Genomic DNA, 25,305 nt, shown 5'->3' with positions numbered 1-25,305 from the left:
CATGACAGCCACAGCTCTTCGACGTGCACCGTTCGCGATCCCCGCCCTGGCCCTCGGCATCACGATGCTGGTGGCCAGCGAGTTCCTCCCGGCGAGCGTGCTGCCCTTGATCGCCGCCGAGTTGCGGATCAGCGACGGCACCGCGGGTCTGGCCGTCGCAGCCACGTCGCTGGCCGGCGCGCTGACGGCTCCGAGCCTCGCCAGCCTGGTGCCCCGCACCGATCGCCGCCGCGTCCTGATCGCCCTCCTGGGGGTGGGCACCGTGGCGAACGTCCTGGTGGCCGTCGCCCCGTCCTTCCCCGTTCTGCTGCTCGGGCGGCTGGCGCTGGGCGTGGCGATCGCGGGCTACTGGTCGCTCGCCTTCGGGGCCGGCGTCCGAATCGTCCCGTCGCGCGCCGCTCTGGTCTCGACGGCCCTGGCGACCGGAACCAGCGTCGCGACCATCGCAGCCATGCCGCTCGCCGCCGTCGGCGGGACCGCGCTCGGCTGGCGACAGGTCTTCTGGGCGGCTGCCGCCATCGGCGTCCTCGCCACGCTCACGCTCGCGCTGACCCTGCCGTCCGTCCCGGCCCATCCCTCCGCCGGATTCGCCATGCTGCGCAGGGCCGTCGGCCATCGGCGCCTCATGATCGGCATCCTCTGCGTGGGACTGGCCGCCTTCGCGAACTTCACCGCGTACCCCTACGTCAGACTGGCGATCGAGATGGTGGACCCGGGCTCCCTGGGCTGGCTTCTCCTGCTGTGGGGCGTGGGTGGCCTCCTGGGGAACATCCTGGCAGGCGCCATCTCGCGCAGGCTGCGCTTCGCGGTGTCCCTCGGGCCGTTCGTCCTGGCGGCCTCGCTCCTGCTGGCCTCCCAGAGCGGGACGACGGCGTCGCTCACCGTGGCGAGTTTCGCCTGGGGTCTGGGGTTCAATCTGGTGCCAGTGACCACCCAGCTCTGGGTCACCACGGTCGAACCGGACGACGCGGAAGCCGCAGTGAGTCTCCAGGTCACCGCGTTCCAGGCGGCGATCACGCTGGGCGCCGTCGTCGGCGGTCTGCTCCTGGACCACTCCGGACTGGCCGCGGTCTTCCTCACTGCGGCGACGGCGGCGGTGCTGGCCGGCGTCGGCTTCGCCGCCCTGCCCGCTCAGCCCGCGGAGGCGCGCCAGCGGCCGGGCGTCGTGCCCAGCTCTGCGGAGAACGCCCGGACGAACGCCGCATCGGACGCGTAGCCGACGCTCGCGGCGATCTGGCTGATCTGCTGATCACCGTGCCGCAGCAGATGGGCGGCACGGGCGAGGCGCTCCTGGCGCACGTACTGCATGGGCGTGGCACCGGTCTGCTCACGAAAACGTTCGGCCAGCGCCGAACGGCTCAGGAGCGCCAGCCGGGACAGCTGAAGAAGGGTCCAGGGATGCCCCGGATCTTGGCGGATGGCGGAGGCGGCCCGGCACACCCCCGGGTCCCAGACCGCAAGGGGATCCTCGGTCGCCAGGGAGACGAGCATCGCTCCGCCGATCAGGTGCCCGTACCCGCGGTTGAAGTCGCGCACCGTCGGCTTGCCGCTCAAGGGGCAGGCGGCGATGAAGTCGGTGACACCGTGGTGCCGGGCGTTGAAGTCGTGCACGATGGCGGGCTCCGGCAGTGCGGCACCGCTCAGTTCCGCCAGATCGACCTGGAGCACGCGGCTCGCTGGCACGGCCCTGGCCCTGAACCGGGCCGTCTGGCGGATGAACACGGCCGCGGAGGCGGGCAGAGTCCTCTCCTCCGCGTTCCAGCGCAGGACCACGGCTCCGGAGAGCACCAGGAACCAGACCGAGGGTGAAGCCCAGGGAAGGGCTTCACCCTCGGAGAGGTCCAACACGGCGGAAGCGCTGGCTTCCCACTGAGGTTGAGTGTCCGTCACATCCACCGGAACGCGTTCGGGGATTCAGGCATTCCTTCGGGGGCCGGGAACGTGGCCCTTTCACGAAGCCCGGGAACCTCAGGGCCGGCTCACGGCCAGAGGTTGGGGTTCTTGTCCGTGCCGTAGCCGCCGTAGCGCGGGCGGCGTTCCAGGTGCAGGTGCGGCCCGGTGGTGTTCCCGGTGTTGCCCGAGTAGCCGATCAACTGGCCGGTGGCGACGCGCTGTCCCTCGCTCACCACCGAACGCGAGAGGTGGCAGTACCCCCAGTCCGAGCCGTCGACGTTGTCATTGATGAGGATCATGGTGCCGTAGGCCGCGCCCCAATTGGCCCGGCCGGTGCGGACGTCGCCGCCGATGGTCGCATACACCGGAGTGCCGACGGGGCACCCGATGTCGACTCCCGTGTGATATCCGGCGGCCCAGGAGCCGGGCTGGCGCCACTGCGCCGTGATCGGGTGGGCGGCAGGGTCCTTCACGGGACGGACATACGACGCGGCCTGGGCGGCCGGTGCGGCGACGACCCCTGCCACGGTGAGGCCGGCGACGGCGAGGCCGCCTCCGAGGATGGTCCGCCGGCTGGGCAGGATCGATGGGTCCTGACGATCGGTCATGGCTGTGCTCCTGAGTTCTCATGGGTTGGCGAGATGTGAGGGCTCCGACGGCGGAGGGCGGCTTTTACGCCGCTCCACCGCGCCCAGGAACAAAATGTCAACTGATCGACTGAACTGTCAAGGGGGCGTCTGGACCGGTACGGCGGCACCCTCCCCCCAATGGAGGGCGCCGCCGTCGTCGCCGGTGAGCCGCCGGTGAGCAGCCGACCAGCGTCAGGCCCCCGCCGGCGCCTCCTCCCGCAGGACGCCCTGCTGCAAGCGGAAGCGCCGCTGCGTCTTCTGCGCCAGTCCCCGGTCATGCGTGACCACCAGGACGGTGGTCCGGCTCTCCGAGCTCAGTGAACTGAGCAGTTCCACGATGTGCTCGCCGGTCTGTTCGTCGAGGTTGCCGGTCGGTTCGTCGGCCAGGATCAGCTTGGGCTCGTTGCCGAGTGCCCGGGCGATCGCCACGCGCTGCTGTTCACCGCCGGACAGCCGGTTGGCCTTGCGGAGGTGCTTCTCCGGATCCAGCTGGACACGCTCCAGAAGGGCCTGAGCCCTGGTCTTGCGCGCGGCGCGGCCGAGGCCCGCGAACTCCATGGGCAGCATGACGTTCTCCAGTGCGCTCAGATTGGGCACCAGGTTGAACTGCTGGAACACGAAACCGATGTCCTTCCGGCGGTACGCGGTGAGCTTCGAGTCGGGCAGTCCGGCCAGGCTCACCCCGTCCACCACGACATCCCCGCTGGTCGGCTTGTCGAGAGCCCCGAGCAGCGAGAGCAGGGTGCTCTTGCCGCTGCCGCTCTTGCCCACGATCGAGGCGAACGCCCCGCGTTCCAGAGTGAAACTGACACCGTTGACCGGCTTGATGGTGCGGTCCCCCGAGGTGAACTGACGGACCAGGTCCTTGACTTCGATCATGACTACTCTCCTCGGAGGACTTCGATGGGGCGGATGCGCGCTGTCAGGAGCGCGGGGACGAGGGCTCCGATGATGGCCACGAGGAACACTGCACCGATGCCCAGGGCGATCACGCCCGGCGAAACGGTCGCGTTGACCGAGGTCAGCAGCTGATTGGCGCCTCCCAGGAAGCCGCCGCCACCGCCGCTGGGACCGAACCCACCGCCCTGGCCCCGGCGGCCCACGGATCCGGCTGCCGAGGCGGTGTTGGAGCTGACGAGCGCCGAGGCGATCCCGCTGCTGGCGAAGGAGGCGATGACACCGCCGACGACGCTGCCGAGCGCCACGAGGACGAGGGCTTCCAGGACGAACTGGAGGCCGATGGTGCGGTTCGGAGCACCGATCGCCTTCAGCACGCCGATCTCCCGGCGGCGCTCCCGCACGAGGAGGACCATGATGAACAGAACCACCAGCCCCGCCGTGGCCAGCGAGGCGACGAAGGCCACCATCGAGATGTTCTTGACACTGTCCAGCGAGCTCACGGCCGTGGCCAGATTGCGCTGGCCCTGCGTGACATCGGCCTTGTCCGTGCCCAGCGCCGATTGCAGGGCGGTGCGGGTCGAGTCGACGTTCGCCATGGAGTCCACGGTCACGATCAGGCTGGACACCTCGCCGGTGGTGCCCGCGAGCGCCTGTGCCTGGGGCAGCGTCAGGTAGACGGCGTTGTTCCCGAACTCGGTGCCCTCGTCGAAGATGCCCGCCACCGTGTAGCTCTTACCGTCGATCGTGAACGTGGAGCCCGGCTTCAGGCTGTTCTTGGTGGCCAGCGTGGCCCCGACCAGGGCCTTGGTGCTCGCCTTCATGTAGTCGCCGAGCCCGGCGCCCGAGGTGATGTTCAGGGCCTTGCCCGCGCTGTCCACTTCCGCCCCGGTCCCGGTGGCGGTGATGGGCAGCTGGAAGGTCCGGTTCCGGGTGGCCTCGCCGTTCCCCGTGCCCCCAGTGGAGGCGGAGTTGTTGCGGTTGCCGAGGGTGCCGGCGTCGATGGCGGGCTGGAGGCTAGTGGTCACCGCGGCGCCCTGGCCACCCGGCCCTCCCGAGCCGGGCCCCTGCGTGGCGGACGACGTCGAACTGGCCGTGCGCAGCCGCAGAGCCTTGGTGGACACCACGGACTGCACATGAGGCACCGCCGCGGCGGTCTTCGCCGTGGCAGCGGTCAGCGGCTCCCCGCCGCCTTCGAACCCCTGGCCGCCCGCGGGATTGACCGTCAGGACGGTCCCCACGGAGGCGTTGAGCTCCTGGACTTTGTCCCCGACGGCCTGGTTGGCCACGAGCATGGCCAGCGCGAGGCCGATGGCGACCGCCAGGACGGCCACCACCGCCGTCGTTCTGATGGTGTTGCGGAAGGCATTGCCTACGCTCCGGGCAAGGACGTTCACTGTGCTCCTCGGGACGGGTCCGCCGGTCGCGGACTGCTCACCTCAGAGTGCAGGGATCCGCTGTGCGCGGAGACGGCCGAAGCTATGCGCCGGCTGTGAGAACGTTCGTGCTGGGCCGACGTGGGCCGCGGGTGGGACCCGGGTGTGGCCCCGGCTCAGAGGAGACGGCGTTCGGCGGCCCAGCGGCTCAGCTCGTACCGGTTGGAGAGCTGCAGCTTGCGGAGCACGGCCGAGACGTGGGTCTCCACGGTCTTGATGGAGATGAAGAGCTCCTTGGCCACTTCCTTGTAGCTGTACCCACGCGCGATCAGGCGCATGACCTCGAGTTCCCGGGCCGAGAGGCGGTCCAGTTCATCGTCCGCGATGTCCTCCACCGCGGTGCCGAAGGCGTCCAGCACGAAACCCGCCAGACGCGGTGAGAACACGGCGTCGCCGCCGGCCACGCGGTACACCGCGGCGGAGATCTCCTCCCCCGAGATGGTCTTGGTGACGTACCCGCGAGCACCCGCCCTGATCACGGACACCACATCCGAAGCGGCGTCGGAGACGCTCAGGGCCAGGAAACGGACCTGCCCCAGGAGCGGCGCGCAGCGGTTGAGGACCTCACGCCCGCCCCCGCCCAGGCCGCCGGGCAGGTGGACGTCCAGGAGCACCACGTCGGGAAGCTCCCGGGAGATCACCTCGACCGCCTGATCCACGGAACCGGCCTCCCCCACCACGTCGATGGTGTCCGCGAGGTCGGCCCGGAGGCCCGAGCGGAAGATGGCGTGATCGTCCACGATCACCACTCGGGCGGTGGTCCGGGCTTCCGTGGCGGGGTTCTGTTCGGTCATGCGTGGTCTCCATTCCGTGGCTCTGGTTTCGCGGGTTCCGGCTCATCGTGACCCTGCGGCGCGGGCAGGCTCAGGCGCACCTCCGTGCCGTCCTCATCGCTGAGGATCACGGCCGTGCCACCGTGACGCTGCATCCGGCCGATGATGGATTCCCGCACACCCATCCGGTCTGCGGGCACGGCGTCGGGGTCGAAGCCGGGTCCCCGGTCCTTGACGAAGACCTCGGCGCCCCGGTCCGAACATTCGAGATAGACGGACACCGCGCCACCACCGTGCCTGACCGCGTTCAGCATCGCTTCTCGCGCCGCCTGGACCAGTGCCTCGTGGCGTTCGCTCAGGGGAGCATCACCCACGCAGACGACATCGACGGCGTATCCGTGAGTGTCCTCCACCTCGGCGGCGGCCGCCTTGATCCGCTCGGCCAGCAGGCCGGCGTCGCGGTTGGTGTCCCCGAACAGCCAGGTGCGCAATTCGCGTTCCTGAGCACGGGCCAGCCGCACGACGTCCTGTTCGGAGCCTGCGCGGCGCTGGATCAGCGCGAGCGTCTGGAGCACGGAGTCGTGCAGATGGGCCGCGATCTCCGCGCGCTCCGTCTCCCGGATGCGCCCGGACCGCTCGGCTTCGAAGTCCTTCCAGAATCTCAGTCCCCAGGGCAGCAGCACCAGGCCCACACCACCCAGGACGGTGACCGATGCCAGCAGCGCGAGCCACGTCTGTTCCCAGGATCCGGCGCCGGAGACCATGACCAGGACCCCGGCCATCACCAGGGCCAGTCCGGCCAGCAGGCGCACCCAGCCTCCGGCCTGATCTGCCTTGGTGCGGTCCACGAGGTGCGCCCGGCGGGTCTCGTCCAGTTGCATCCAGGCGATGGCCGCACCTCCCAGGATGGCAGCGACCGGGATGAGAGTGCCCAGGGGCACCTCGACCCCCAGCTGCCGTGCGATGAGGATCGCCGCGAGCAGCAGCAGGCCCACCCCCAGGAGGACTTCCTTGCCGTAGGGGATCGTCCAGTCCCGGCCGCGCTGCGGAGGGATCCAGGGCTGTCTCCGAGCCGTCCCCGCACCTTCTCCCGACGCAGCCTGGGCAGTCTGCGCGCCGTCGGGCGGGACTTCGGGAGCGCTGACCGCGGGAGCGATCGGCGACGCCGGCCGGGGCGCCCTGCGCTGTGCGTCCTCGTCCGCCGTCGGGACCATGGTCCACAGCCAGCCGTAGAAGACCAGACCCGCGCCGCCCGCGAGCGCCGCGACGATCATCCCGAGCCGCACGAACTTGACCGGCCAGCCCAGATGCGCGGCCAGCCCGCCGCAGACACCGGCGATCACGCGGTCGCCGCTGCGGACCAGGGGCGGGCGCTCGGCGGCTGTCTTCATGCGATCAATCCAACCACGGAACAGGGGCTCCCTGGCCGGGCGGCCGGGGATCTCAGGGCGTTCTCAGGGGCGCTTCAGGGTATCCCCCAGTAGAGGGGAAAGCACCCCGGACGAGAGGATCGAGATATGAACACGCACAGCACCACACCAGAGGAGCCCCGGCAGCCCGCCGGGGCCACGGCCGAGGCCGGTCAGCAGGGGGCTCAGCAGGCCGGTCAGCAGGGGACGGGCGCCCCGCATCAGGCGCCCGGCACGTCACCTGCGTCCCAGGACTTCTTCTCCTGGATCCGGAGCCTGGGCGTCCGGCGCGGCAGCGATCGGTGGCTGGGTGGCGTGTGCAGCGGCCTGGCGGAACGCTTCGGGATCGATCCGCTGATCGTCCGCGGCATCTTCATCGTCCTGTCGGTCTTCGCCGGCGTCGGCGTGCTCGCCTACGGCATCGCCTGGGCACTGCTCCCCGAGCCGGATGGCCGCATCCACGTTCAGGAAGCGGCCGCGGGGCGGTGGAGCGGCGGCATGACCGGCGCACTCATCACCACCGTGATCGGCCTGCCCGGCCTGGGCCGCGGTTTCTGGGCCTGGGGCTGGAACGGGCTCAACGCCCTGTTCTGGACACTCCTCTGGGTGGGCGCCCTCGCCTTCGGCATCTACTACCTGGTGCAGCGCCAGCGGGCCAAGGACTCACGGCGCTTCACCGCGCCGGGCAGCACTCCGCCTCCGGCCGGCTCACCGGCTGACGAGTGGTGGCAGCAGACCGGGCAGGCATCTCCGGCCGGAACGTCGTCGCCCGCGGCCGTCGCACCTGAGACGAGCCCGGAAGCCGACCGCAGGAACGACGCCGTCCACCCCGCCGCGCCCTCCTGGAGCCCGGCGACGCCGTCCTTCCAGTCTGGGCCGACGACGCTGCCTGCCCCGCCCCTTCCGGCGCCCTCCCTGACGGAACCCGCCTTCGCTGCACCTCCGGTGCAGCCCCGGCCGCCACGCGTCCCCCGGCACCGGCAAGGTCCGGGCAGCGCACTCGTCGCCGTCTTCGTGGGTCTCGCCCTGCTGGTGGGTGGAACCCTCAAGGGTCTGGACGCGGCACGCGTCATCGACCTGGGCGGAGCGTCCACCGCAGTCATCCTGGCAAGCGGCGCGGCAGTGCTGGGTCTCGGCATCCTGATCGCCGGGCTCCGCGGCCGGACCTCCGGGTTCCTCGGGTTCCTGGCCGTGGTGAGCCTGATCATCGGAGCCTTCTTCACGATCGCACCGCGCGCCGAGGGCCTGCACTTCCAGAACCAGGACTGGACCCCGGCAGGCGTCGAGCAGGCCCGGCAGGGATTCGACCTCACCGGGGGCAAGGGAACCGTGGACCTCAGCGGTCTGGGCGGCGGAGCCCCCCTGACGAGCCGGGTGGTGGTCCCCGTGGACGTCACCGCCGGCAACCTCACCCTGATCATCCCGGAGAACATCCCGGTGGAGATCCGCTCCGACCTGACCTTCGCCAACCTGGATCAGGACGGCGCCGACGCCGGCCATGTGGCCGACAAAGGTGCTCACACCTACCACGGGGACAAGCCCGGTCAGCCTCTGGTCATCGAACTCGATGGAACCTTTAGCAACATCACCGTCCAGGAAGGAAGTCTCTGATGAGCACCCACGAATTCCCCCGGGACGCGGGACAGGAGAACCCCGATGACACCGCACTCCCTGACGCCGCACTCCCCCGCACCGAAACCTTCAACACGGCGCTTCCCGAGACGCACCGGCTCGATGCCGCTCCCGGGGCAACTCCCGGCGTCGGGGACCGCACGACGGACCGCTCAGCGGACAAGGCTGCAGACAAGGCGGCAGATGAGGCGGCAGCCGGACCGTGGCAGTCCACCGCTGCGGCAGCGCCTTCGGCAGACCCTGTCACCGCGCCTGTCCCCGCTCCGGTCTCCGACGAGCGCCGCCGCGGGCCCCGCGTCAGCACCGTCGTGTGGGGACTGCTGATCATGGCCCTCGCAGGTCTCATCATCGTCTCCAAACTGGGCCTGGTGGCACTGAACGGGAGCTATGTCCTGATCGGGCTCATGATCGGCACCGGCGTGGCCCTGGTGATCGGCGGGCTCCTGTCCGCCGCCGCCCGTAAAGCCCCCGGCCACGGGGACACCGACCACCACCGGATGCCCGGCAGCGGCTCCGGCATCGCGTGACAAAGCACGCCAGACACGGAAGGCTAGAGACATGGACAAGTTCTTCAGCATCATCAGGGGCCTCGGCCTGAAGCGTGGACCGGAACGCTGGGTGGGCGGCGTCTGCGGCGGGCTCTCCGCCAAGTTCGGCGTGGACGTGGCCTGGATCCGCATCGGCTATCTCCTCTTCTGCCTCCTGCCAGGCCCGGCCTTCGTGGTCTACCTGGCCGCGTGGTTCCTCCTGCCCGACGGCAAGGACGAGCGCATCATCCTGCAGGGCTTCCTGCAGAACCGCGGCGTCAAGTAACCCGCGGAACCGCCCGGGGAGACCCGGGACGAGAATGGCCCCCCGTTCATGAACGGGGGGCCATTTGTCATCTGGGTCACAGAAAACCGTAGAATCGGTGTGGGCTCAACGGGGCGCTCTTCAACACTGCTTCATCGACGAAGGGCCTCTGAGCTATGAAAATCGGCATCCTGACCAGCGGTGGCGACTGCCCCGGACTCAACGCCGTGATCCGCGGCGCCGTCCTCAAGGGGATCGCCATCCACGGCCACGAATTCGTGGGCTTCCGTGACGGCTGGCGAGGCGTGGTGGAAGGCGATGTCATCGACATCCCCCGCACCATGGTCCGCGGCATCGCCAAGCAGGGCGGCACGATTCTGGGCACTTCCCGCACCAACCCGTTCGAGAACGGCGGCGGGCCGGAGACCATCATGCGTCACATGGAGCGCCTGGGCATCGATGCCATCATCGCGATCGGCGGGGAGGGCACCCTGGCCGCGGCGCGGCGTCTCACCGACGCCGGGCTGAAGATCGTGGGCGTCCCCAAGACCGTGGACAACGACCTCGACGCCACCGATTACACCTTCGGCTTCGACACCGCCGTCCAGATCGCCACCGAGGCCATCGACCGTCTCCGCACCACCGGCGAATCCCACCACCGCTGCATGATCGCCGAGGTCATGGGCCGCCACGTCGGCTGGATCGCGCTGCACGCCGGAATGGCCTCCGGCGCCCACGCCATCCTCATCCCCGAGCAGCAGGTCAGCATCGAGCAGATCTCCGAATGGGTCACCGAGGCCCACGAACGTGGCCGCGCTCCCCTCGTGGTCGTGGCCGAAGGATTCGTGCCGGAGCACCTGGAGGCGCCGCACTCCGAGCGCGGTCTGGACACTTTCGGACGCCCCCGCCTCGGCGGGATCGCGGACCAGCTCGCCCCCGAGATCGAGGCCCGCACCGGCATCGAGACCCGGGCCACCATCCTGGGCCACATTCAGCGCGGCGGCGTGCCGAGCGCCTTCGACCGCGTGCTCGCCACGCGCCTGGGCATGGCCGCGATCGACTCCGTGGTCGAGGGCCGTTGGGGCACCATGGTCGCCCTGAAAGGCACCGAGATCGAGCACGTCACCTTCGAGAACGCCCTGGGCCGCCTCAAGACCGTCCCGCTGCACCGGTACGAGGAAGCGGCCGTCCTCTTCGGCTGATCGCCGCCCGGGCGGAACGAGGACCCGGAACACAGCGAAGGACGACGACGGCGGGTGCGCACCCGCCGTCGTCGTCCTTCGTCATTTCCCCGACTGTGCATATCCGTCCCCGGCAGGCCACCGCTCATCGGCCGGCCGGGCACGGCGTCAGTCGGCCGAGACCTTCTCCTGCTCCTGGGCCGGGGCGAGAGCCGCGGGCCGGATGAAGAACAGGGACGCCACGGCGGCCACCAGGATGGCGCAGGCCGGCAGCATGATCGACTGGGCCATGGCCGAGGAGAACCCGGCATGCAGGAACTCTGGCAGCGTGCCCGTGGCCATCTCGCCGCTCGGGGCGCCCTGGCCACCGGGGGCCTGCGGGAGCTCCGCCGCGAGACGTGCCTGGATGAGGGCCGCGATGGCCGCGGACCCGAGCACGGCGCCCACCTGACGGGTGGAGTTGTAGATGCCCGATCCGGCGCCGGCCTTCCGGGGCGGCAGGTTCCGCAGCGCGGTGGCGCTCATGGGAGCCCAGATGCCGGAGCTCGCCACGCCCATGATCGCGGCCGGGATCAGGTACATCAGCACCGGGGTGTCCGGGGTGGTGAGGAACGAGTAGATGAACAGCGAGAGCGACATCAGGCCGAAGGCCACCGGGATGACGATCTTGGGATTCATCCGCGGGATCCACTTGCCGACGAACGGCGCCAGGACGCCGGAGACCACGGCGGTGGGGGCCATGAGCAGCGCGGACTGCGTGGGGGTGAGGCCACGGACCATCTGGATGTAGAAGATGATCGGCAGCATCATAGAGCTGATGGTGAAGCCCATCAGGCTGATGCCCAGGTTCGCGAGGCTGAAGTTCCGGTCCTTGAACAGGTCCAGGGGCATGAGGGGCTCACCGTTGTAGCGGCGCCGGTACACGGACTGCCAGATGACGAAGACCACCAGCACCACGATGCCCGCGGTGATCAGACCCCAGACGGTGATGCCCGGGGTGACGGTGCCCCACTTGTAGCTCTGGCCCTCCTGCAGGCCGAAGACCAGCAGGAACATGCCGACGGCGCTGAGCAGCACCCCGAGCCAGTCGAAGCGGTGCTGATGCCGTTCGAGCTTGGGGACGAAGCGGGCGGCGGCGATGAAGCCGACGATGCCCACGGGCACGTTCACGAAGAAGATCCACTCCCAGCCGAGGCTGTCCACCAGCAGGCCGCCCAGGAGCGGGCCCACGAGGGTGGCGACGCCGGCCGTGGCGCCCCAGAGGGCCATGGCGGAGCCGCGCTCCTCCGGCTTGAAGATGCGGGTGATGACGGCCATGGTCTGCGGGGTCATGAGGGCGGCGCCGAGGCCCTGGACGGCGCGGGCCGCGATCAGCATTCCGACGTCGCCGGCCAGGCCACACCAGAGGCTGGCGAGCGTGAAGACGGCCAGGCCGGTCAGGTAGAGGTTGCGCGGACCGAAGCGGTCACCGAGGCGGCCGGTGATCAGCAGCGGCACGGCGTAGGCGAGCAGGTAGGCGCTCGTCACCCAGATGACGGCGTTGATGTCGGTGTTCAGGCCCTCCATGATCTTCGGATTGGCCACGTTCACGATGGTGCTGTCCACCAGGATCATGAAGAAGCCGACCACGAGGGACCAGAGAGCGGGCCACGGTCGGGCGATCTGTTCCACGTCGGAACCTTTCGGTGTAGGTGTTCGGGGAGTCGAAGGTGTTCAAGCGGTCGAGGTTGTCGAGGCGGTCGACGACGGGCCGGAGCCGGAGCCGCGCGGAACGGCTTCCCCGCGAGCAGGGCGGGGCAGGGTCAGGAGGGGACGCTGATGTCCAGGTCCCCGGTGCGGATCTCCGAGACCAGGCCGGTGAGCCAGTCGATTTCCGCGACGAGCAGGTGGTGCTGATACTTCACGTCGAGCCAGAACTGACGGGGCACCTGGCGCTCCAGGGCGCGGGCCTCGGCGGCCTCGTACTCCGCGAGACGCCCGGTCAGCCCGGCGATCCTGGCCTCCAGCCGGTCCACGACCACCTCGCTGGGCAGGTTGTGGCATTCGGCCAGGGCCAGGGGGAACGGCGGATAGGAGTTGGAGGAGTCCCCCAGCAGCACGCTGAGGTTGGAGGCGAGGGCGTCCTCCCCCGCTCGGCTGATGCGGTAGACGGTGCGTTCGGGGCGCTTGCCGTCCCGCTCCACACCGTCCTCCTCCACGAAACCCTGTTCCTCGAGCCGCGAGACCGCGTGATAGAGCGTGCCGGGCCGGACCTTCACGGTCCGGTCCTCACCACGGAACATCAGGGTCTGGTACATCTCGTACGGGTGCATGGGCTTCTCCCGGAGGAGACCCAGCGCCGCGAGGCTCAGCGGGGTGAGGGAAGGAGAGGTCACGAAGGTCAGATCCTTCCTGGGTGGCGGGGTGTCCGGCGGAGAGTGCGACCGGGCCCGGCTCGGCCCGGTCGAAGCCTGCAACCATCATTCCACACCGATTATTCCACGTGGAATAGTCCGCGGCGTGAGATGGCTCTCTTCGAGGAGGGGTTCAGGGTTTCCCGGAGGCGTTCAGGGGTGGATCAGCCGGCGCCGGGGCTCAGCGAGGCGCCCGGAGGAAACCGCTCTGCCGTCCGACCACCTGGCCGGCTTCCGGGGCGACGATCACTTCCTGGGCCGCGGTGTACGTCTCCTCCACGGGATTGCCCTCGGCGTCCTGCGAACCCGTCGAATCGACGACGCTCAGCACAGCCGAAGGATTCACGCTGCGCTTGACCAGCGCCAGCGCGATCGGCCCCATCTCGTGGTGCTGTGCCACGCTGCTGAGCCGCCCCACCGTGCGGCCCTCCAGGACCACGGGGCTGTCCAGCGCGGGAAGGGTGTGCTGCGAGCCGTCCAGCTGGAGCAGGACCAGACGCCGCGGAGGGTGCCCCAGATTGTGCACCCGGGCGATGGTCTCCTGGCCTTTGTAGCAGCCCTTGGTGAGGTGGACTGCCGTGCGGATCAGATCCAGCTCATGAGGAATGGCGCGGCTGTCCGTCTCGAATCCCTGCCGCGGACGCCACGCGGCGATCCGGAGCGCCTCGACCGCCATCATGCCGGCCAGTTCCAGACCCTCGGTCCGCTCCGCGAGTTCGCCCTGCGGCACCAGCCACTCACGCCAGGGACGGTCACGGCCGGGGTGCTGTTCGACACCGACGGCGGCGTACGAGTACCCGCCCTCCGTCACCTCGGGCCACGGGTCCTGCCAGAAGAGCAGCCCGTCCAGCGCGGGTACAGGTCCGGTGCTGCCGAGCACCGCCCACCCGGCGCTGACGTCCGCCACCTCGACCCGCAGCATGAAGCGCATCCGGTCCAGGAACGCGGCCAGGGACTCCGCCAGGCCCGGCTCCACGATGAGCCAGGCCGTCTCGCCGTCGTCCACCAGTCGGATGTCGAAGTCGATGCGGCCCTGGAGGTCCAGCAGGAGAAGCTGAGTCGACACGCCCGCCGCCAACCCGCTCACGCGCTGGGAGGAGAGGGTGTCCAGCCAGGAAAGACGGTCGGGTCCGCTGACGGTGACCACGCCCAGCTGGGAGAGGTCCGCGACCGCGCGGCCGGCTGCCAGAGCCCGCTGTTCCTTGAGCGGCTGACCGTAGTGGGCTGCCACGGGACTGTCCACGCCGGCTCCCGCGATGGCGGAGGGGCGCGACAGAAGAGGGCTTGTGTACTCCATATGGGGTGCAACCTTCCCGGAGAGGGAGCTATTCCACGGTCCTGGCGGGCGGATCAGGCGAGCTTGCTCAGGATGGCCGAAGCGTGGGCTTCCAGACCGCCGTCGCCCTCAGCCTCGCCGGAGGTCTGGCCCTGCGAGACGTCCCAGCGCCAGAGCAGCTTGCCGTCCACCAGACCGAAGATGCGGGTTGCCGCGGAGTAGCCCTTGGAGTGGTTCCCGCGCATGACCATGTCGGTGCTCAGCTGGATCTGCGGCCCCTTGATCTGACCGTAGTACAGCTCGGAGATCCCACCCGGGTGGGCGATGGAGACCGTGATGTCGAAGCCGCCGTCGTCATTGCGCAGCGCCTCCACGTCATCCGCCGTCTTGAGCGCGGGGACCATGTCGGCGGGAAGCATGCCGGGACCGCCGTCGGCGTCCACCAGCTTGCGGTCCAGGGCCCAGAAGCCCATCTCCACGGTGAGGGGGCGCAGGATGGTGCCCTCGTCGTCGCAGAGCCAGCTCTCGGCGCGGTACTGCAAGTACGGCAGGCCGTTATGGGCGAAGGTGGCACGCTGCACGAAGTGCTCGGAGCCCTCTTCACCCGTTCCGAGACGGCCGCGGCCCTCCCACTCCCCGATCAACCAGGAGAGAGGTACCAGCTCAGGCGTCAGGTCACTGGGGATCTCGACGGGCATGGCTTACTTCTGGCCCTTGAAGAGCCGGTACACCACCAGGCCGGCGAACCAGGCCATGGCGATGCTGGCGACGCCGAGCAGGACCAGGAAGAAGATTTCAAATGCAAGGACGGACATGACTTCATCCTAACCGTTAAACGAGCAGGAGCTTGCCCAGGAAATACGCCACGCTGCCGAGCGCCAGGACCGGGCCCAGACCGAGCGCCACGGCGCCCACCAGGGAGGCGCTGTGCACCCGGAATGTGATGAGCCGTCGGAAGCTCACCACCAGGACCGCCGCAGCCAGGCCGAGCGCCGCACTCGGAAGCATCGAGACATGCGGATTGAACCAGCCGACCAGCGGACCCACGAGGACCGCGAGCACGATGCCCAGCGGGGCCACGATGCTGTCCGGCCAGCGGATCAGGCCCACACACACCGCGACGGCGGCACACACCACCACGATGACGAGCATCTCCCGCAGACCGCCCAGGCGCACATTGGCCACCCAGCCGGCCCCGAGCGCGGACAGCACCACGCCGCCGCTGGCGCCGAAGGTCGACTCCAGGCGCTGGGGCTGACCCGTCCCGCGGATCAGCTCGACCAGCATCACCGCCATGATCCCGAGGGCGATCAGCGGCGCCGCCCACGCCAGGAAGCCCGGTCCGGGCGAGACCGCCGCGCCGAGGACCGCGAGGGCCCCGACCGCGGCGATGATCCCGCCGAGGGTTTTGCGCGCCGGGATGCCGAGGTAGTGGGGCCACGCCAGACCGAAGAACACGGCGAGGACGGCGCAGATCACGGCGTGGGCCGTGGAACCGAGCCAGGGCGAGACCCCGAGGACCGCGAGCGCCACGAGGGACGCGAGCCCCACCGTGCGGTATCCGTGGCCCGTCGAGAAGAAGCCCCCGGCGCGGCCGGAACCCGCGCGGGAGGCGCCGTGGCCCAGGAGGGCGAATCCGGCGTCGTCGTTCTTGGAAGGTTCAGCGGCTGGGCTCACACAGCCATCCTCCACCATCCGGCGCTTCCACGCCCATCCCGCCGAAGCCGCCGCACGCCACCCGGTCCACATTGTGACGGGAATAACTCGAGCGGCGGCTGATCTCGATATACTGGGTCATCAGGCTCGACGACGCGCTCCAGATCCTTGGAGGGGACAATGTCGCAACTCTTGTTACTGACCAACAGCACCGATTCGTCGGTGGACATCCTGCCTGCGCTTGAACTGCTCAATCACCGGGTGCACATCCTGCCGGCGGAGCCGACGGCGCTGCTGGAGACCGACCCCTGCGACATCATCTTCCTGGATGCCCGGAAAGACCTGGTGGGCTCGCGCTCCCTGACCAAACTCCTCAAGGCCACGGGCCTGTCCGTGCCCCTGCTGCTGATCCTCACCGAGGGCGGCATGGCGGCCATCTCCTCCCAGTGGGCCGTGGACGACGTCGTCCTCGAATCCGCCGGACCCGCCGAGGTCGAGGCCCGCATCCGCCTGGCCCTGGCGCGCGGCCGCAGCGCCGAAGAAGAGGCGGACACGGAGATCCGCGCCTCCGGCGTCGTGATCGACGAGGCCAGCTACACCGCCCGCATCAACGGCGAAGCCCTCAACCTCACGTTCAAGGAGTTCGAACTCCTCAAGTATCTGGCACAGCACCCCGGGCGCGTCTTCACCCGCCAGCAGCTCCTCACCGAGGTGTGGGGCTACGACTACTACGGCGGCACGCGCACCGTGGACGTCCACGTCAGGCGCCTGCGCGCCAAACTGGGCCCGGATCACGAGACCCTGATCGGCACCGTCCGCAACGTCGGATACCGCCTCACCATGACGCGCGAGCAGGACGAACAGCACGCCCAGGCCTGAATGCCGGCGTGAATTCCGGGACGGCCCCCGCCCCCGGTACTAGCCTGGTGACATGACTAGCGCTAACGCCTCCCACTGGCCGGTCCACCGTCACCTGGCGCCTCTGGACGCCGGAACTCTCACCGAGACGTCGGAGCTCCTGCGGGCCGCTTCGGCGGCGGACGGCACGCCGAGCGTGTCCGAGCAGTCCCTGATCGCGCTGCGCACCGGCGGCAACGACGGCCAGCAGGTGGAGGCGTATCTGGTGTACTCCCCGGAGGACCCCTTCGCCGAGGAGGAATCCGCCCGGGACGCGGTCCTGGCGGGCTTCGCGGTCCTGGTCACCACGGGCGAGGACGCCGTCCTGGAGATGGCCGTCCACCCCGGGTACCGGAACATCGGGGTGGGATTCCGGCTGGCGGAACGGATCGAGGCGAACAGAGGCACGCTGGACGGCATCCAGGCCTGGTCCCACGGCGACGCCGCGGCGGCCGAGGATCTCGCCGCCCACTTCGGATTCACCCGGGTGCGCGAGCTGTGGCGCATGCGCCTGAGCACCCCCTCCGCGGTCTCCCCCGTGGACGACGACGCCCTGCCGCCCGGCTACACGCTCCGCACCTTCGTGCCGGGCCAGGATGAGGCGGCCTGGCTGGACGCCAACGCGCGGGCTTTCGCGCATCACCCCGAACAGGGCGCCCTGACGCTGCGGGACCTCCAGGAACGCCAGGCCGAACCGTGGTTCGATCCCCAGGGGTTCTTCCTGGTGGTGGACCAGGAAGGCCGCATCGTCGGCTACCACTGGACCAAGCTGGAACCCGCCCAGGGCCGGCAGGGCGCCCAGGGTGAGGTGTACGTGGTGGGAGTGGTGCCGGAGGCGCAGGGCAAGGGCCTCGGAAAGGTCCTCACGCGGCGCGGACTCGCCCATCTCCGCGAGCAGGGGGCGACCACCGTGCTGCTGTATGTCGAGGCGGACAACGCACCCGCGGTGCGGCTCTACGAGAGCCTCGGTTTCACCCATTGGGACAGCGACGTCATGTACCGGAAAAACCCGGTTTCCTGACCCGTTCCGTTCTGTAAGGTTGAGGTGCATCGACTGCGGCTTAAGGAGTGTGGCATGAGCAGCGACAACAAGGGTTCCACAGGGACCGTGAGCAGGCTCTCACAGCGATTCGGTTCCTCCGAGGTCAATGCCGCCCGGGCGACGCAGGACCGGATCGAACTGCCGGAGTTCCAGGAGCCGAGTCTGCTGCCGGACGGCGACATCAGCCCCGACCGCTTCCTGGACCGTGAGCTGTCCTGGCTGAAGTTCAACGCCCGCGTGCTGGAGCTCGCCGAGGATCCGGACCTCTTCCTGCTGGAGCGGGTCAACTTCCTGTCCATCTTCGCGTCCAATCTGGACGAGTTCTTCATGGTCCGGGTGGCCGGTCTCAAGCGCCGCATCGCCACCGGACTGGCCGTGCCCTCCCCCGCCGGGCTGAGCCCCGTGGAGGTCCTGGAGCAGATCAGCGAGGCCGCCAGCGCCCTGCAGGAGCGCCACGCCCGGGTCTTCGCCGAGCAGATCCGTCCGGCCCTGGCTTACGAGCACATTCACCTCATGCACTGGGATGAACTGGACCAGGAGGCCCAGCACCGCGTCAGCACCATGTTCACGGAGAAGGTCTTCCCGATCCTGACGCCGCTGGCCGTGGACCCCGCCCACCCGTTCCCGTACATCTCCGGGCTGTCCCTGAACCTGGCCGTGGTGGTGCGCAACCCCGTCAGCCAGAAGGAACTCTTCGCCCGTGTGAAGGTGCCGGACCAGCTGCCGCGCCTGATCTCCGTGGACGGTCCGCGTGCGGGCGCCGTCGCCGGGCGCGTGGCGCGCTTCATCACGCTGGAGGAGGTGATCGCCGTCCATCTCGATCAGCTCTTCCCGGGCATGGAGGTGGTGGAGCACCACACCTTCCGCGTCACCCGCAACGAGGACGTGGAGGTCGAGGAGGACGACGCCGAGAACCTGCTCCAGGCCCTGGAGAAGGAACTGCTGCGCCGCCGGTTCGGCCCTCCGGTCCGCCTGGAGGTCACCACGGACATCAACCCGGCCGTCCGGGAGCTCCTGGTGCGCGAACTCAGCATCGACGAGTCCGAGGTGGTCTCCGTCCCGGCGCCCCTGGACCTGCGAGGCCTCTCGGTCATCGCGGGGATCGACCGCGCCGATCTGCACTATCCCAAGCAGGTTCCGCACACGTCCCGCTACCTGAACGAGTCCGAGACGTCCAAGGCGGCGAACGTGTTCGCGGCCATGCGCCGTCGTGACATCCTGCTGCACCACCCCTATGACTCCTTCTCCACCTCGGTGCAGGCGTTCCTGGAGCAGGCCGCGGCCGACCCCAAGGTCCAGGCCATCAAGCAGACCCTGTACCGCACCAGCGGCGACTCCCCGATCGTGGACGCCCTGATCGACGCGGCCGAGGCCGGCAAGCAGGTCCTGGCGCTCGTGGAGATCAAGGCCCGGTTCGATGAGCAGGCCAACATCTCCTGGGCCCGGAAGCTGGAACAGGCCGGTGTGCACGTGGTGTACGGCATCGTGGGCCTGAAGACGCACTGCAAGCTGTCCCTGGTGGTCCGGCAGGAGTCCGACGGCATCCGCCGCTACTGCCACATCGGCACGGGCAACTACCACCCCCGCACGGCCCGCTACTACGAGGATCTGGGTCTGCTGACCGCCAACCACCAGGTGGGCGAGGACCTGTCCAAGCTGTTCAACCAGCTCTCCGGGTACGCGCCGAAGTCGACGTTCAAGCGACTGCTGGTGGCGCCGCGCTCGGTGCGCAGCGGCCTGATCGAGCGCATCGACCAGGAGATCGCCAACGCCAAGGCCGGGAAGAAGGCCAAGGTCCAGATCAAGGTCAACTCCATGGTGGACGAGGCGATCATCGACTCCCTGTACCGCGCCTCCCAAGCCGGGGTGGAGGTCAACGTGATCGTCCGCGGCATCTGCTCCCTCCGTCCCGGTGTGCCGGGCCTGAGTGAGAACATCACCGTCCGGTCCATTCTGGGCCGCTTCCTGGAGCACTCCCGGGTCTTCACCTTCGCCAACGACGGCGACCCCGTGGTCTACATCGGTTCCGCCGACATGATGCACCGCAACCTGGACCGCCGCGTCGAGGCCCTGGTGCAGCTGACCAACCAGGATGACATCCGTGAGCTGGTGGACCTGATGGACCGCTACGTCGACCCGGGCACCTCCAGCTGGCACCTGAACGACGAGGGCGAGTGGGAACGCCACCACCTCGCCGAGGACGGCACCCCTCTGCTGGACATCCAGTCCTGGCTGCTCGCGTCCCGGGCCCGCCAGCGCACGGGGTCCATCCGCTGATGCCCGAAGCACGTGCCGACGCACTGGTCGCCGACCAGTCCGAACATCCCGGCGAGAAAGTCGCGGTGGTCGCCGCGGGCGGCCTCCCCTGGCGCATCACCCGTGGTGCGCTGGAGGTGCTGCTGATCCATCGTCCGCGCTACGACGACTGGTCCTGGCCGAAGGGCAAGCTCGACGACGGCGAGACGGTGCCGGAGTGCGGCGCGCGGGAGATCTTCGAGGAGATCGGCCTGACCGCCGGCCTCGGCATCCCCCTGCCGAGCATCCATTACCGGGTGGGCGCCGGGCTGAAGGTGGTCCACTACTGGGCCGTCAACGCCCAGGACGCCAGAGTCAAGCAGGACGGCAAAGAGGTGGACAGCCTGCTCTGGTGTTCACCGGAACGCGCGGCGGAGCTGCTCAGCAACCCCTCCGACCGTGCACCGCTGGCGGCTCTGGTGGCGGCTTTCGAGGCCGACTCCCTGGACACCTGGCCCCTCGTGATCGTGCGGCATGCCAAGGCCAAGCCCCGGGCGTCCTGGACCAAGGGCGAAGGGGACCGCACTCTGGCCGCCTCGGGTCTCCGTCAGGCCCAGGCCGTGCGGCGCCTCCTGGCCGTGTGGAGTCCGGAGCGGATCGTGAGCAGCCCCTGGAAGCGCTGCATCTCCACGATCGCCCCGTACGTGAAAGCCACGAAGGCCAAGGTCAAGCTCGTGGACGCTCTGACCGAGCACAGCCATGAGCGCAAACCCCAGAAGACGGCGGCCGCCATCGAGGCGGTCTTCGACAAGGGGGTGCCGGCCGCCGTGTGCGTGCACCGGCCCACCCTCCCGACCATCCTGGAGCAGGTCTCCAGGCACATGAAAGCGCCGCTCGCACAGAGCCTGCCGGACCGGGATCCGTACCTGGCGCCGGGCGAGGTGCTCGTCCTCCACGTGCGCAAGGACTCCCGGTCCCGCGTGGTCGCGGTGGAGCAGTACCGGCCTTTCGACGACTGAAGGATCGACTGATGACTGAGAATGCAGCACCCGAGCCGATCGGTTTCGGCGTCGCCGAGCTGGCCTTCCTGCTGAGCAGCTTCGAAGGCCCGGGCCACGACCGCTCCGTGGAAGCCCTCGACGCCGCGGCCTGGGCCGCTGACCCGACACTCTCCGAGGTGGGGGTCTCCGGCCTCGCCGCCCGCGGCTTCGTGCAGCCCGAGGACGACGGCCTGGGCATCAGTGGTGCGGCGTCCGCCGTCGCGCACGTGCTGGGCGGTGGCTCGCTCTGGATCACGCTGCAGGTGAGCGCGGGCGAGGGCGCGTCGACGCGCCTGGTCCTGGTGGAGGCCGAGGGCATGCGCATGCTGTTCCAGCCCGGCATCCTGAGCACCTGGTTCGCCACCCCGCTGCCGGAGGAGCTCACGGCGTCCCAGACCGCGGTGAGCATCCTGCACCAGCACGCCGACGAGAACCCGGGCAGCCAGGCGACCGTCACGGTCAGCACGCAGGAGCGCAACAGCTCGTACGAGGTCACGCGTGAAGCCGACGGCTGGCGGTTCGCCGGGATCTCCGAGACCGGCGCGGAAGAGCCCGTCGGCGGTCTCGGGCCCGCCGAAGTGGCCGCTCTCCTCGAGGCCGCCGCGCTCTAGATCTCCTCTCCTCCCCTCGAGGGAACAGTTGGTGCCCCTTCCCGCCGTGGATGAGGGCACCAGCTGTTCCCTCGCGGTGGTTAAGGGGCGGGAACGTCCTTGACAGCGCCCATTTTGTATCAAACACTTGATACAAAATGGGGGGTTGAGATGAGCATTCCGTACGAACTGACGCCTTACGTTCCCTTCGGCATGGCCCTGGCCGGCGCCGCCATCCTGTTCCTGCTCCTGCGGCGGATGGTGTCCGCGGGTCCCCACGGGGCGACACAGGCCACCGCCGCGAAGCACTCGCTCACCGTGGGCGTGCTCGGCTGGATGGCCAGTTCACTGGCGGGATCGTCCGCCTTCTGGGAGGTGCGGCAAGCGCAATTCGGCCCCGGGCCGGCGCCGTGGATGCTCTTCGTGCCGGTCGTCCTGGTCCTCGGCATTCACGCGCTCGGTCAGTGGAGTTACCCGGGTGACCGGCGGTCCGTGCGCACTGCGGACATCCGGCCCCGCCGACTGGCCGATTTCCTACCCAAGCCGCTCACGGTGGTCACCGTCCTGGTGTTCCTGATCAGCCTGCTTCTGATCCTCGCCACCCTCAGGTTCGCCGGCATGGCCCCGCGCGAGGACCCTTCCCCGTACGCGGTTCCCAATCCCGGACGTCTCCCGGGTCCCGAGGTCGCGGCGTGGCTGGGTGGGGCGTTGCTCCTTCTGGCTGTGGGCACCTTCGCGGTTCTTCTGCTGATCGCCCACCGGCACCAGCTGGCCGGGCTGACCCGGCGGGAGAACTCCTATCTGCGGACCCTGTCCATGAACAGGCTCCTCCGGACCTCCGCCACCATCGCCTCCGGGCTGGGCGCGATCGCCGCGGGGTTCGCCGGACTGAAAGTGCCCGGCTTCACCGCGGGCTCCGAGTTCTTTCCCGGGGCGGTCTTCAACGTCCTGGTGCTTCTGGTGATGTGGCGCTGGCCCGTCCCCATCTTCCGGCCGGCATCCGACCCGAAGCCCGCCGATCCGGCGCTCCGGTGGCACCGGCTGGCCGTCGTGCCGGCCGTGCCGTTCGGGCTCGTGACCCTGCTGGTGCTGATTCCATCCGTCGTCCTCAACGGCGCCGGAGTGCAGGCGATCGTGATCGTCCTGACCGCCGGGATCCTGTTCCTGCTCTGGGTGCTCTGGTGCACGCGGAAGATCCCCCAGGAACCCCACCCTGCCCCGCCCGCGCGGCTGCCGATGCCACGAGCCTCGACCCTGACCGTGGCCGTGCTCTGCGGCGTGACCGCCCTCCTCGCCCTGGGAAGCGCGCTGTGGAACGTCGCGTCCACCGAGGGTGACCACAGCGAGATCGCCACCCCGGCCATCATCGTGTGCGGCATCGGCTCGCTGCTGGTGATCGGCCTGGGTCTGTTCGCCGCGCACAGGATCGCCGTCCGCACCCTCACCTCGGTGCTGCCCGCCACCATTCCCCCGGACCGCGAGGCCGTCGTCCAGGAGCGCTGGCAGCGGCTGACCCTGTGGAGCGGCGCCATCCTGCTCTGCGTCTCCGCGTTCCTGCTCTTCCAGATCAGGCTCCCCGTGGAGGTCACGGGGCGGACCGGCGACGGCGGCGTCACCACGGCCGTCCTCGGCTTCGCCCAGCTGGCCGGCAGCCTGCTGATCCTCCTGGCCGTGCTCCTCTGGGCCCTCAGCGCCGTCGATCCGGTCCCGGAGCCCGAGGACGAGGCCCAGGACGAGCCCCTCGTTCCGGAGCCACACCACGTATGATCGCCAGGATCGAGATCCACCTCGACTCCCCTGTTCCCCCGTTCGAGCAGGTGCGGGCACAACTGGAGACGCTGATCCGGCACGGGGCCCTGGCGGATGGAAGCAAGCTCCCCACTGTCCGCGCTCTGGCGGGAGACCTCGGGCTCGCGGCCGGAACCGTCGCGCGGGCCTACCGCGAGCTGGAGGCGGCAGGGCTGATCAGGACGGCGCGGCGCTCCGGGAGCACCGTCGTCGCGCCGTCGGGCCCGGCCGCGCCGCATGCCCCGGGCGGAGATGCCCTTCCCCTCCCCGAGCCGGTGGCCTCCGCGCTTGAGGATCTGCTCGCCGTCGCGCGGCGGCACGGCGTCGACGCCCAGACCCTGAGCAGCGCGATCCTCGCCCGCTAGACTGAACCCATGAGCATCCCCACGCCTTATGAGGACCTGCTGCGTGACGTCATGGACCATGGCACCCACAAATCGGACCGGACGGGCACGGGGACGCGGAGCGTTTTCGGACGTCAGGTCCGCTTCGACCTCGCCGAGGGCTTCCCGCTGATCACCACCAAGCGCGTGCACTTCAAATCCCTCGCCCTCGAACTGCTCTGGTTCCTGCGCGGCGACTCGAACGTGCGCTGGCTGCAGGAGCGCGGCGTCACCATCTGGGACGAGTGGGCGGACGACGACGGCGAGCTCGGCCCCGTCTACGGCGTGCAGTGGCGCTCGTGGCCGACACCTGATGGCGGCCACGTGGACCAGATCGCCGAGCTGGTGGCGAACCTGAAGTCGAACCCGGATTCACGCCGTCACATCGTCTCCGCGTGGAACGTCGCAGAGATCTCGAACATGGCACTGCCCCCATGCCACGCGTTCTTCCAGTTCTACGTGGCGGACGGCAAATTGTCCTGCCAGCTGTACCAGCGTTCGGCGGACATGTTCCTCGGGGTGCCGTTCAACATCGCGTCCTACGCCCTGCTGACGCACATGATCGCGCAGCAAGCCGGCCTCGAGGTGGGTGACTTCGTCTGGACCGGCGGGGACTGCCACGTCTACGACAACCACGTGGAGCAGGTGGAACTCCAGCTCAGCCGGGAGGCGCTCCCGTACCCGACGCTGCAGATCAAGCGCATCCCGGAGAGCATCTTCGACTACGAGTTCGAAGACTTCGAGGTCGTCGACTACCAGCACCACCCGGGCATCAAGGCCCCGGTGGCCGTATGAGCACGTTCGCCGAGGAGATCCGTCCCCGTCTGAAGGGCACCGGACTGATCTGGGCGCAGACCGCGAACGGTGTGATCGGCGCCGGCGGGATCATGCCCTGGCACCTCCCGGAGGATCTGAAACACTTCAGCTCCCTCACGACCGGATATCCCGTCATCATGGGCCGCCGGACCTGGGAGTCCTTCCCCTCGAAGTACCGTCCGCTCCCCGGCCGCACCAACATCGTGGTGACCCGGCGCGAGGACTGGGCAGGGACGCCCGAGGCGGAGGGCGCCGTCGTCGTGCCGTCGCTGGAGGATGCCTTCGCGGAGGCCGGGGACGGGCTGCGCTGGGTGATCGGCGGAGGCGAGATTTTCCGGCTGGCCGTCTCGGAGGCCGACTTCGCCGTGGTCACCGTGATCGACTCCGACGCGGACGGCGACACCCATGCGCCGGGTATTCCGGACGCGTGGCGATGCACCGCCGTCGACCCCGAGCCGGAGGACGACGGCACCGACCGCTGGCTCACCTCCGCGAACGGCACCCGCTACCGCTTCACCCTGTGGGAACGCGCCTGAGGCGCCCCCGT

The 25,305-nt window shown here is 69.5% G+C and carries 25 protein-coding genes; 14 read left to right on the top strand and 11 right to left on the bottom strand.

The annotated features are described in order from the left end of the window. The first annotated feature begins 1 nt into the window (after position 1). Positions 2 to 1,216 (top strand): MFS transporter, encoded by a 1,215-nt coding sequence (locus AB4Y75_RS01895; RefSeq protein ID WP_441434224.1) that lies wholly within the window; start codon positions 2 to 4, stop codon positions 1,214 to 1,216. Here the strand turns inward: AB4Y75_RS01895 and AB4Y75_RS01890 are convergent. From AB4Y75_RS01890 to AB4Y75_RS01865, 6 genes are all read right to left on the bottom strand, one after another. Then, entirely contained in the window at positions 1,132 to 1,848 is a 717-nt protein-coding gene (locus tag AB4Y75_RS01890) for a helix-turn-helix transcriptional regulator (RefSeq protein ID WP_441434223.1), read from the bottom strand. The two genes, AB4Y75_RS01895 and AB4Y75_RS01890, sit on opposite strands and share 85 nt — an antisense overlap. A gap of 131 nt (positions 1,849 to 1,979) precedes the next feature. After that, positions 1,980 to 2,501 carry a M23 family metallopeptidase gene (locus AB4Y75_RS01885; RefSeq protein WP_441434222.1) on the bottom strand — a complete coding sequence of 174 codons (522 nt, stop codon included), beginning with the start codon at positions 2,499 to 2,501 and terminating at the stop codon, positions 1,980 to 1,982. 213 nt (positions 2,502 to 2,714) lie between these two features. Next, positions 2,715 to 3,401, bottom strand: coding sequence for an ABC transporter ATP-binding protein (locus AB4Y75_RS01880; RefSeq protein ID WP_441434221.1), 687 nt, complete (start codon positions 3,399 to 3,401; stop codon positions 2,715 to 2,717). A 2-nt stretch (positions 3,402 to 3,403) separates the two neighbouring features. Next, the gene (locus tag AB4Y75_RS01875; RefSeq protein WP_441434220.1) at positions 3,404 to 4,816 is read right to left on the bottom strand and encodes an ABC transporter permease; all 1,413 of its coding nucleotides are present in this window, start codon (positions 4,814 to 4,816) and stop codon (positions 3,404 to 3,406) included. Between the two features lie 155 nt (positions 4,817 to 4,971). Further along, entirely contained in the window at positions 4,972 to 5,649 is a 678-nt protein-coding gene (locus tag AB4Y75_RS01870) for a LuxR C-terminal-related transcriptional regulator (protein ID WP_441434219.1), read from the bottom strand. Beyond that, positions 5,646 to 7,019: an ATP-binding protein gene (locus AB4Y75_RS01865; protein ID WP_441434218.1), complete on the bottom strand. Its 1,374-nt coding sequence runs from the start codon at positions 7,017 to 7,019 to the stop codon at positions 5,646 to 5,648. Before AB4Y75_RS01865 ends, AB4Y75_RS01870 begins: the two co-directional genes overlap by 4 nt. Before the next feature lie 126 nt (positions 7,020 to 7,145). Between AB4Y75_RS01865 and AB4Y75_RS01860 the strand changes: the two genes are divergently transcribed. From AB4Y75_RS01860 to AB4Y75_RS01845, 4 genes are all read left to right on the top strand, one after another. Then, on the top strand, positions 7,146 to 8,648 hold the full coding sequence (locus tag AB4Y75_RS01860) for a PspC domain-containing protein (RefSeq protein ID WP_441434217.1): 1,503 nt from the start codon (positions 7,146 to 7,148) through the stop codon (positions 8,646 to 8,648). Beyond that, positions 8,648 to 9,196 (top strand): hypothetical protein, encoded by a 549-nt coding sequence (locus AB4Y75_RS01855; RefSeq protein WP_441434216.1) that lies wholly within the window; start codon positions 8,648 to 8,650, stop codon positions 9,194 to 9,196. The genes AB4Y75_RS01860 and AB4Y75_RS01855 overlap by 1 nt, the downstream gene beginning before the upstream one ends. Positions 9,197 to 9,227: 31 nt before the next feature. Next, the gene (locus AB4Y75_RS01850) at positions 9,228 to 9,482 is read left to right on the top strand and encodes a PspC domain-containing protein (protein ID WP_441434215.1); all 255 of its coding nucleotides are present in this window, start codon (positions 9,228 to 9,230) and stop codon (positions 9,480 to 9,482) included. Between the two features lie 155 nt (positions 9,483 to 9,637). Next, positions 9,638 to 10,663 carry a 6-phosphofructokinase gene (locus AB4Y75_RS01845; protein WP_066211612.1) on the top strand — a complete coding sequence of 342 codons (1,026 nt, stop codon included), beginning with the start codon at positions 9,638 to 9,640 and terminating at the stop codon, positions 10,661 to 10,663. A gap of 147 nt (positions 10,664 to 10,810) precedes the next feature. Here AB4Y75_RS01845 and AB4Y75_RS01840 read toward each other — a convergent pair whose 3' ends face one another. From AB4Y75_RS01840 to AB4Y75_RS01820, 5 genes are all read right to left on the bottom strand, one after another. After that, positions 10,811 to 12,313: a DHA2 family efflux MFS transporter permease subunit gene (locus AB4Y75_RS01840; protein WP_441434214.1), complete on the bottom strand. Its 1,503-nt coding sequence runs from the start codon at positions 12,311 to 12,313 to the stop codon at positions 10,811 to 10,813. Between the two features lie 131 nt (positions 12,314 to 12,444). Continuing rightward, a complete protein-coding gene (locus tag AB4Y75_RS01835) occupies positions 12,445 to 13,017 on the bottom strand; it encodes a PadR family transcriptional regulator (RefSeq protein ID WP_441434213.1) in 573 nt (190 codons plus the stop codon). 199 nt (positions 13,018 to 13,216) lie between these two features. After that, a complete protein-coding gene (gene ygfZ / locus AB4Y75_RS01830; protein WP_441434212.1) occupies positions 13,217 to 14,332 on the bottom strand; it encodes a CAF17-like 4Fe-4S cluster assembly/insertion protein YgfZ in 1,116 nt (371 codons plus the stop codon). Positions 14,333 to 14,385: 53 nt separating this feature from the next. After that, a complete protein-coding gene (locus AB4Y75_RS01825) occupies positions 14,386 to 15,009 on the bottom strand; it encodes an FABP family protein (RefSeq protein WP_441434211.1) in 624 nt (207 codons plus the stop codon). Between the two features lie 133 nt (positions 15,010 to 15,142). Beyond that, on the bottom strand, positions 15,143 to 15,988 hold the full coding sequence (locus AB4Y75_RS01820) for a permease (RefSeq protein ID WP_441434210.1): 846 nt from the start codon (positions 15,986 to 15,988) through the stop codon (positions 15,143 to 15,145). 159 nt (positions 15,989 to 16,147) lie between these two features. Here AB4Y75_RS01820 and AB4Y75_RS01815 point away from each other — a divergent pair, with 159 nt between their 5' ends. From AB4Y75_RS01815 to AB4Y75_RS01775, 9 genes are all read left to right on the top strand, one after another. After that, positions 16,148 to 16,846, top strand: coding sequence for a winged helix-turn-helix transcriptional regulator (locus AB4Y75_RS01815; protein ID WP_066211624.1), 699 nt, complete (start codon positions 16,148 to 16,150; stop codon positions 16,844 to 16,846). A gap of 52 nt (positions 16,847 to 16,898) precedes the next feature. Further along, complete coding sequence (gene mshD / locus AB4Y75_RS01810) at positions 16,899 to 17,885, top strand: mycothiol synthase (RefSeq protein ID WP_441434209.1); 987 nt, start codon at positions 16,899 to 16,901, stop codon at positions 17,883 to 17,885. 54 nt (positions 17,886 to 17,939) lie between these two features. Beyond that, complete coding sequence (locus AB4Y75_RS01805) at positions 17,940 to 20,183, top strand: RNA degradosome polyphosphate kinase (RefSeq protein ID WP_441434208.1); 2,244 nt, start codon at positions 17,940 to 17,942, stop codon at positions 20,181 to 20,183. After that, positions 20,183 to 21,160 (top strand): NUDIX hydrolase, encoded by a 978-nt coding sequence (locus tag AB4Y75_RS01800; RefSeq protein ID WP_441434207.1) that lies wholly within the window; start codon positions 20,183 to 20,185, stop codon positions 21,158 to 21,160. Before AB4Y75_RS01805 ends, AB4Y75_RS01800 begins: the two co-directional genes overlap by 1 nt. Positions 21,161 to 21,171: 11 nt before the next feature. Next, complete coding sequence (locus AB4Y75_RS01795) at positions 21,172 to 21,792, top strand: hypothetical protein (RefSeq protein ID WP_441434206.1); 621 nt, start codon at positions 21,172 to 21,174, stop codon at positions 21,790 to 21,792. 150 nt (positions 21,793 to 21,942) lie between these two features. Further along, a complete protein-coding gene (locus AB4Y75_RS01790; protein ID WP_441434205.1) occupies positions 21,943 to 23,538 on the top strand; it encodes a hypothetical protein in 1,596 nt (531 codons plus the stop codon). After that, positions 23,535 to 23,924: a GntR family transcriptional regulator gene (locus AB4Y75_RS01785; protein ID WP_441434204.1), complete on the top strand. Its 390-nt coding sequence runs from the start codon at positions 23,535 to 23,537 to the stop codon at positions 23,922 to 23,924. Before AB4Y75_RS01790 ends, AB4Y75_RS01785 begins: the two co-directional genes overlap by 4 nt. A 9-nt stretch (positions 23,925 to 23,933) precedes the next feature. Further along, positions 23,934 to 24,737, top strand: a complete 804-nt coding sequence (locus AB4Y75_RS01780; protein WP_441434203.1) for a thymidylate synthase — start codon at positions 23,934 to 23,936, stop codon at positions 24,735 to 24,737. Beyond that, positions 24,734 to 25,294 carry a dihydrofolate reductase gene (locus AB4Y75_RS01775; protein ID WP_441434202.1) on the top strand — a complete coding sequence of 187 codons (561 nt, stop codon included), beginning with the start codon at positions 24,734 to 24,736 and terminating at the stop codon, positions 25,292 to 25,294. The genes AB4Y75_RS01780 and AB4Y75_RS01775 overlap by 4 nt, the downstream gene beginning before the upstream one ends. Positions 25,295 to 25,305: the final 11 nt, after the last annotated feature.

Source organism: Arthrobacter sp. RAF14 (genome assembly GCF_052114185.1).
Lineage (GTDB): Bacteria > Actinomycetota > Actinomycetes > Actinomycetales > Micrococcaceae > Arthrobacter_E.
Note: the sequence above shows the minus strand (reverse complement) of the source record. Positions and strands in the feature narration are given on the sequence as shown.

Bases quoted from the DNA above. Each gene is read 5' to 3' on its own strand.
- AB4Y75_RS01895 (WP_441434224.1), top strand. From the start codon at position 2: ATGACAGCCACAGCTCTTCGACGTGCACCGTTCGCGATCCCCGCCCTG.
- AB4Y75_RS01885 (WP_441434222.1), bottom strand. From the start codon at position 2,501: ATGACCGATCGTCAGGACCCATCGATCCTGCCCAGCCGGCGGACCATC.
- AB4Y75_RS01880 (WP_441434221.1), bottom strand. From the start codon at position 3,401: ATGATCGAAGTCAAGGACCTGGTCCGTCAGTTCACCTCGGGGGACCGC.
- AB4Y75_RS01870 (WP_441434219.1), bottom strand. From the start codon at position 5,649: ATGACCGAACAGAACCCCGCCACGGAAGCCCGGACCACCGCCCGAGTG.
- AB4Y75_RS01865 (WP_441434218.1), bottom strand. From the start codon at position 7,019: ATGAAGACAGCCGCCGAGCGCCCGCCCCTGGTCCGCAGCGGCGACCGC.
- AB4Y75_RS01860 (WP_441434217.1), top strand. From the start codon at position 7,146: ATGAACACGCACAGCACCACACCAGAGGAGCCCCGGCAGCCCGCCGGG.
- AB4Y75_RS01855 (WP_441434216.1), top strand. From the start codon at position 8,648: ATGAGCACCCACGAATTCCCCCGGGACGCGGGACAGGAGAACCCCGAT.
- AB4Y75_RS01850 (WP_441434215.1), top strand. From the start codon at position 9,228: ATGGACAAGTTCTTCAGCATCATCAGGGGCCTCGGCCTGAAGCGTGGA.
- AB4Y75_RS01845 (WP_066211612.1), top strand. From the start codon at position 9,638: ATGAAAATCGGCATCCTGACCAGCGGTGGCGACTGCCCCGGACTCAAC.
- ygfZ (WP_441434212.1), bottom strand. From the start codon at position 14,332: ATGGAGTACACAAGCCCTCTTCTGTCGCGCCCCTCCGCCATCGCGGGA.
- AB4Y75_RS01825 (WP_441434211.1), bottom strand. From the start codon at position 15,009: ATGCCCGTCGAGATCCCCAGTGACCTGACGCCTGAGCTGGTACCTCTC.
- AB4Y75_RS01815 (WP_066211624.1), top strand. From the start codon at position 16,148: ATGTCGCAACTCTTGTTACTGACCAACAGCACCGATTCGTCGGTGGAC.
- mshD (WP_441434209.1), top strand. From the start codon at position 16,899: ATGACTAGCGCTAACGCCTCCCACTGGCCGGTCCACCGTCACCTGGCG.
- AB4Y75_RS01805 (WP_441434208.1), top strand. From the start codon at position 17,940: ATGAGCAGCGACAACAAGGGTTCCACAGGGACCGTGAGCAGGCTCTCA.
- AB4Y75_RS01800 (WP_441434207.1), top strand. From the start codon at position 20,183: ATGCCCGAAGCACGTGCCGACGCACTGGTCGCCGACCAGTCCGAACAT.
- AB4Y75_RS01795 (WP_441434206.1), top strand. From the start codon at position 21,172: ATGACTGAGAATGCAGCACCCGAGCCGATCGGTTTCGGCGTCGCCGAG.
- AB4Y75_RS01790 (WP_441434205.1), top strand. From the start codon at position 21,943: ATGAGCATTCCGTACGAACTGACGCCTTACGTTCCCTTCGGCATGGCC.
- AB4Y75_RS01785 (WP_441434204.1), top strand. From the start codon at position 23,535: ATGATCGCCAGGATCGAGATCCACCTCGACTCCCCTGTTCCCCCGTTC.
- AB4Y75_RS01780 (WP_441434203.1), top strand. From the start codon at position 23,934: ATGAGCATCCCCACGCCTTATGAGGACCTGCTGCGTGACGTCATGGAC.
- AB4Y75_RS01775 (WP_441434202.1), top strand. From the start codon at position 24,734: ATGAGCACGTTCGCCGAGGAGATCCGTCCCCGTCTGAAGGGCACCGGA.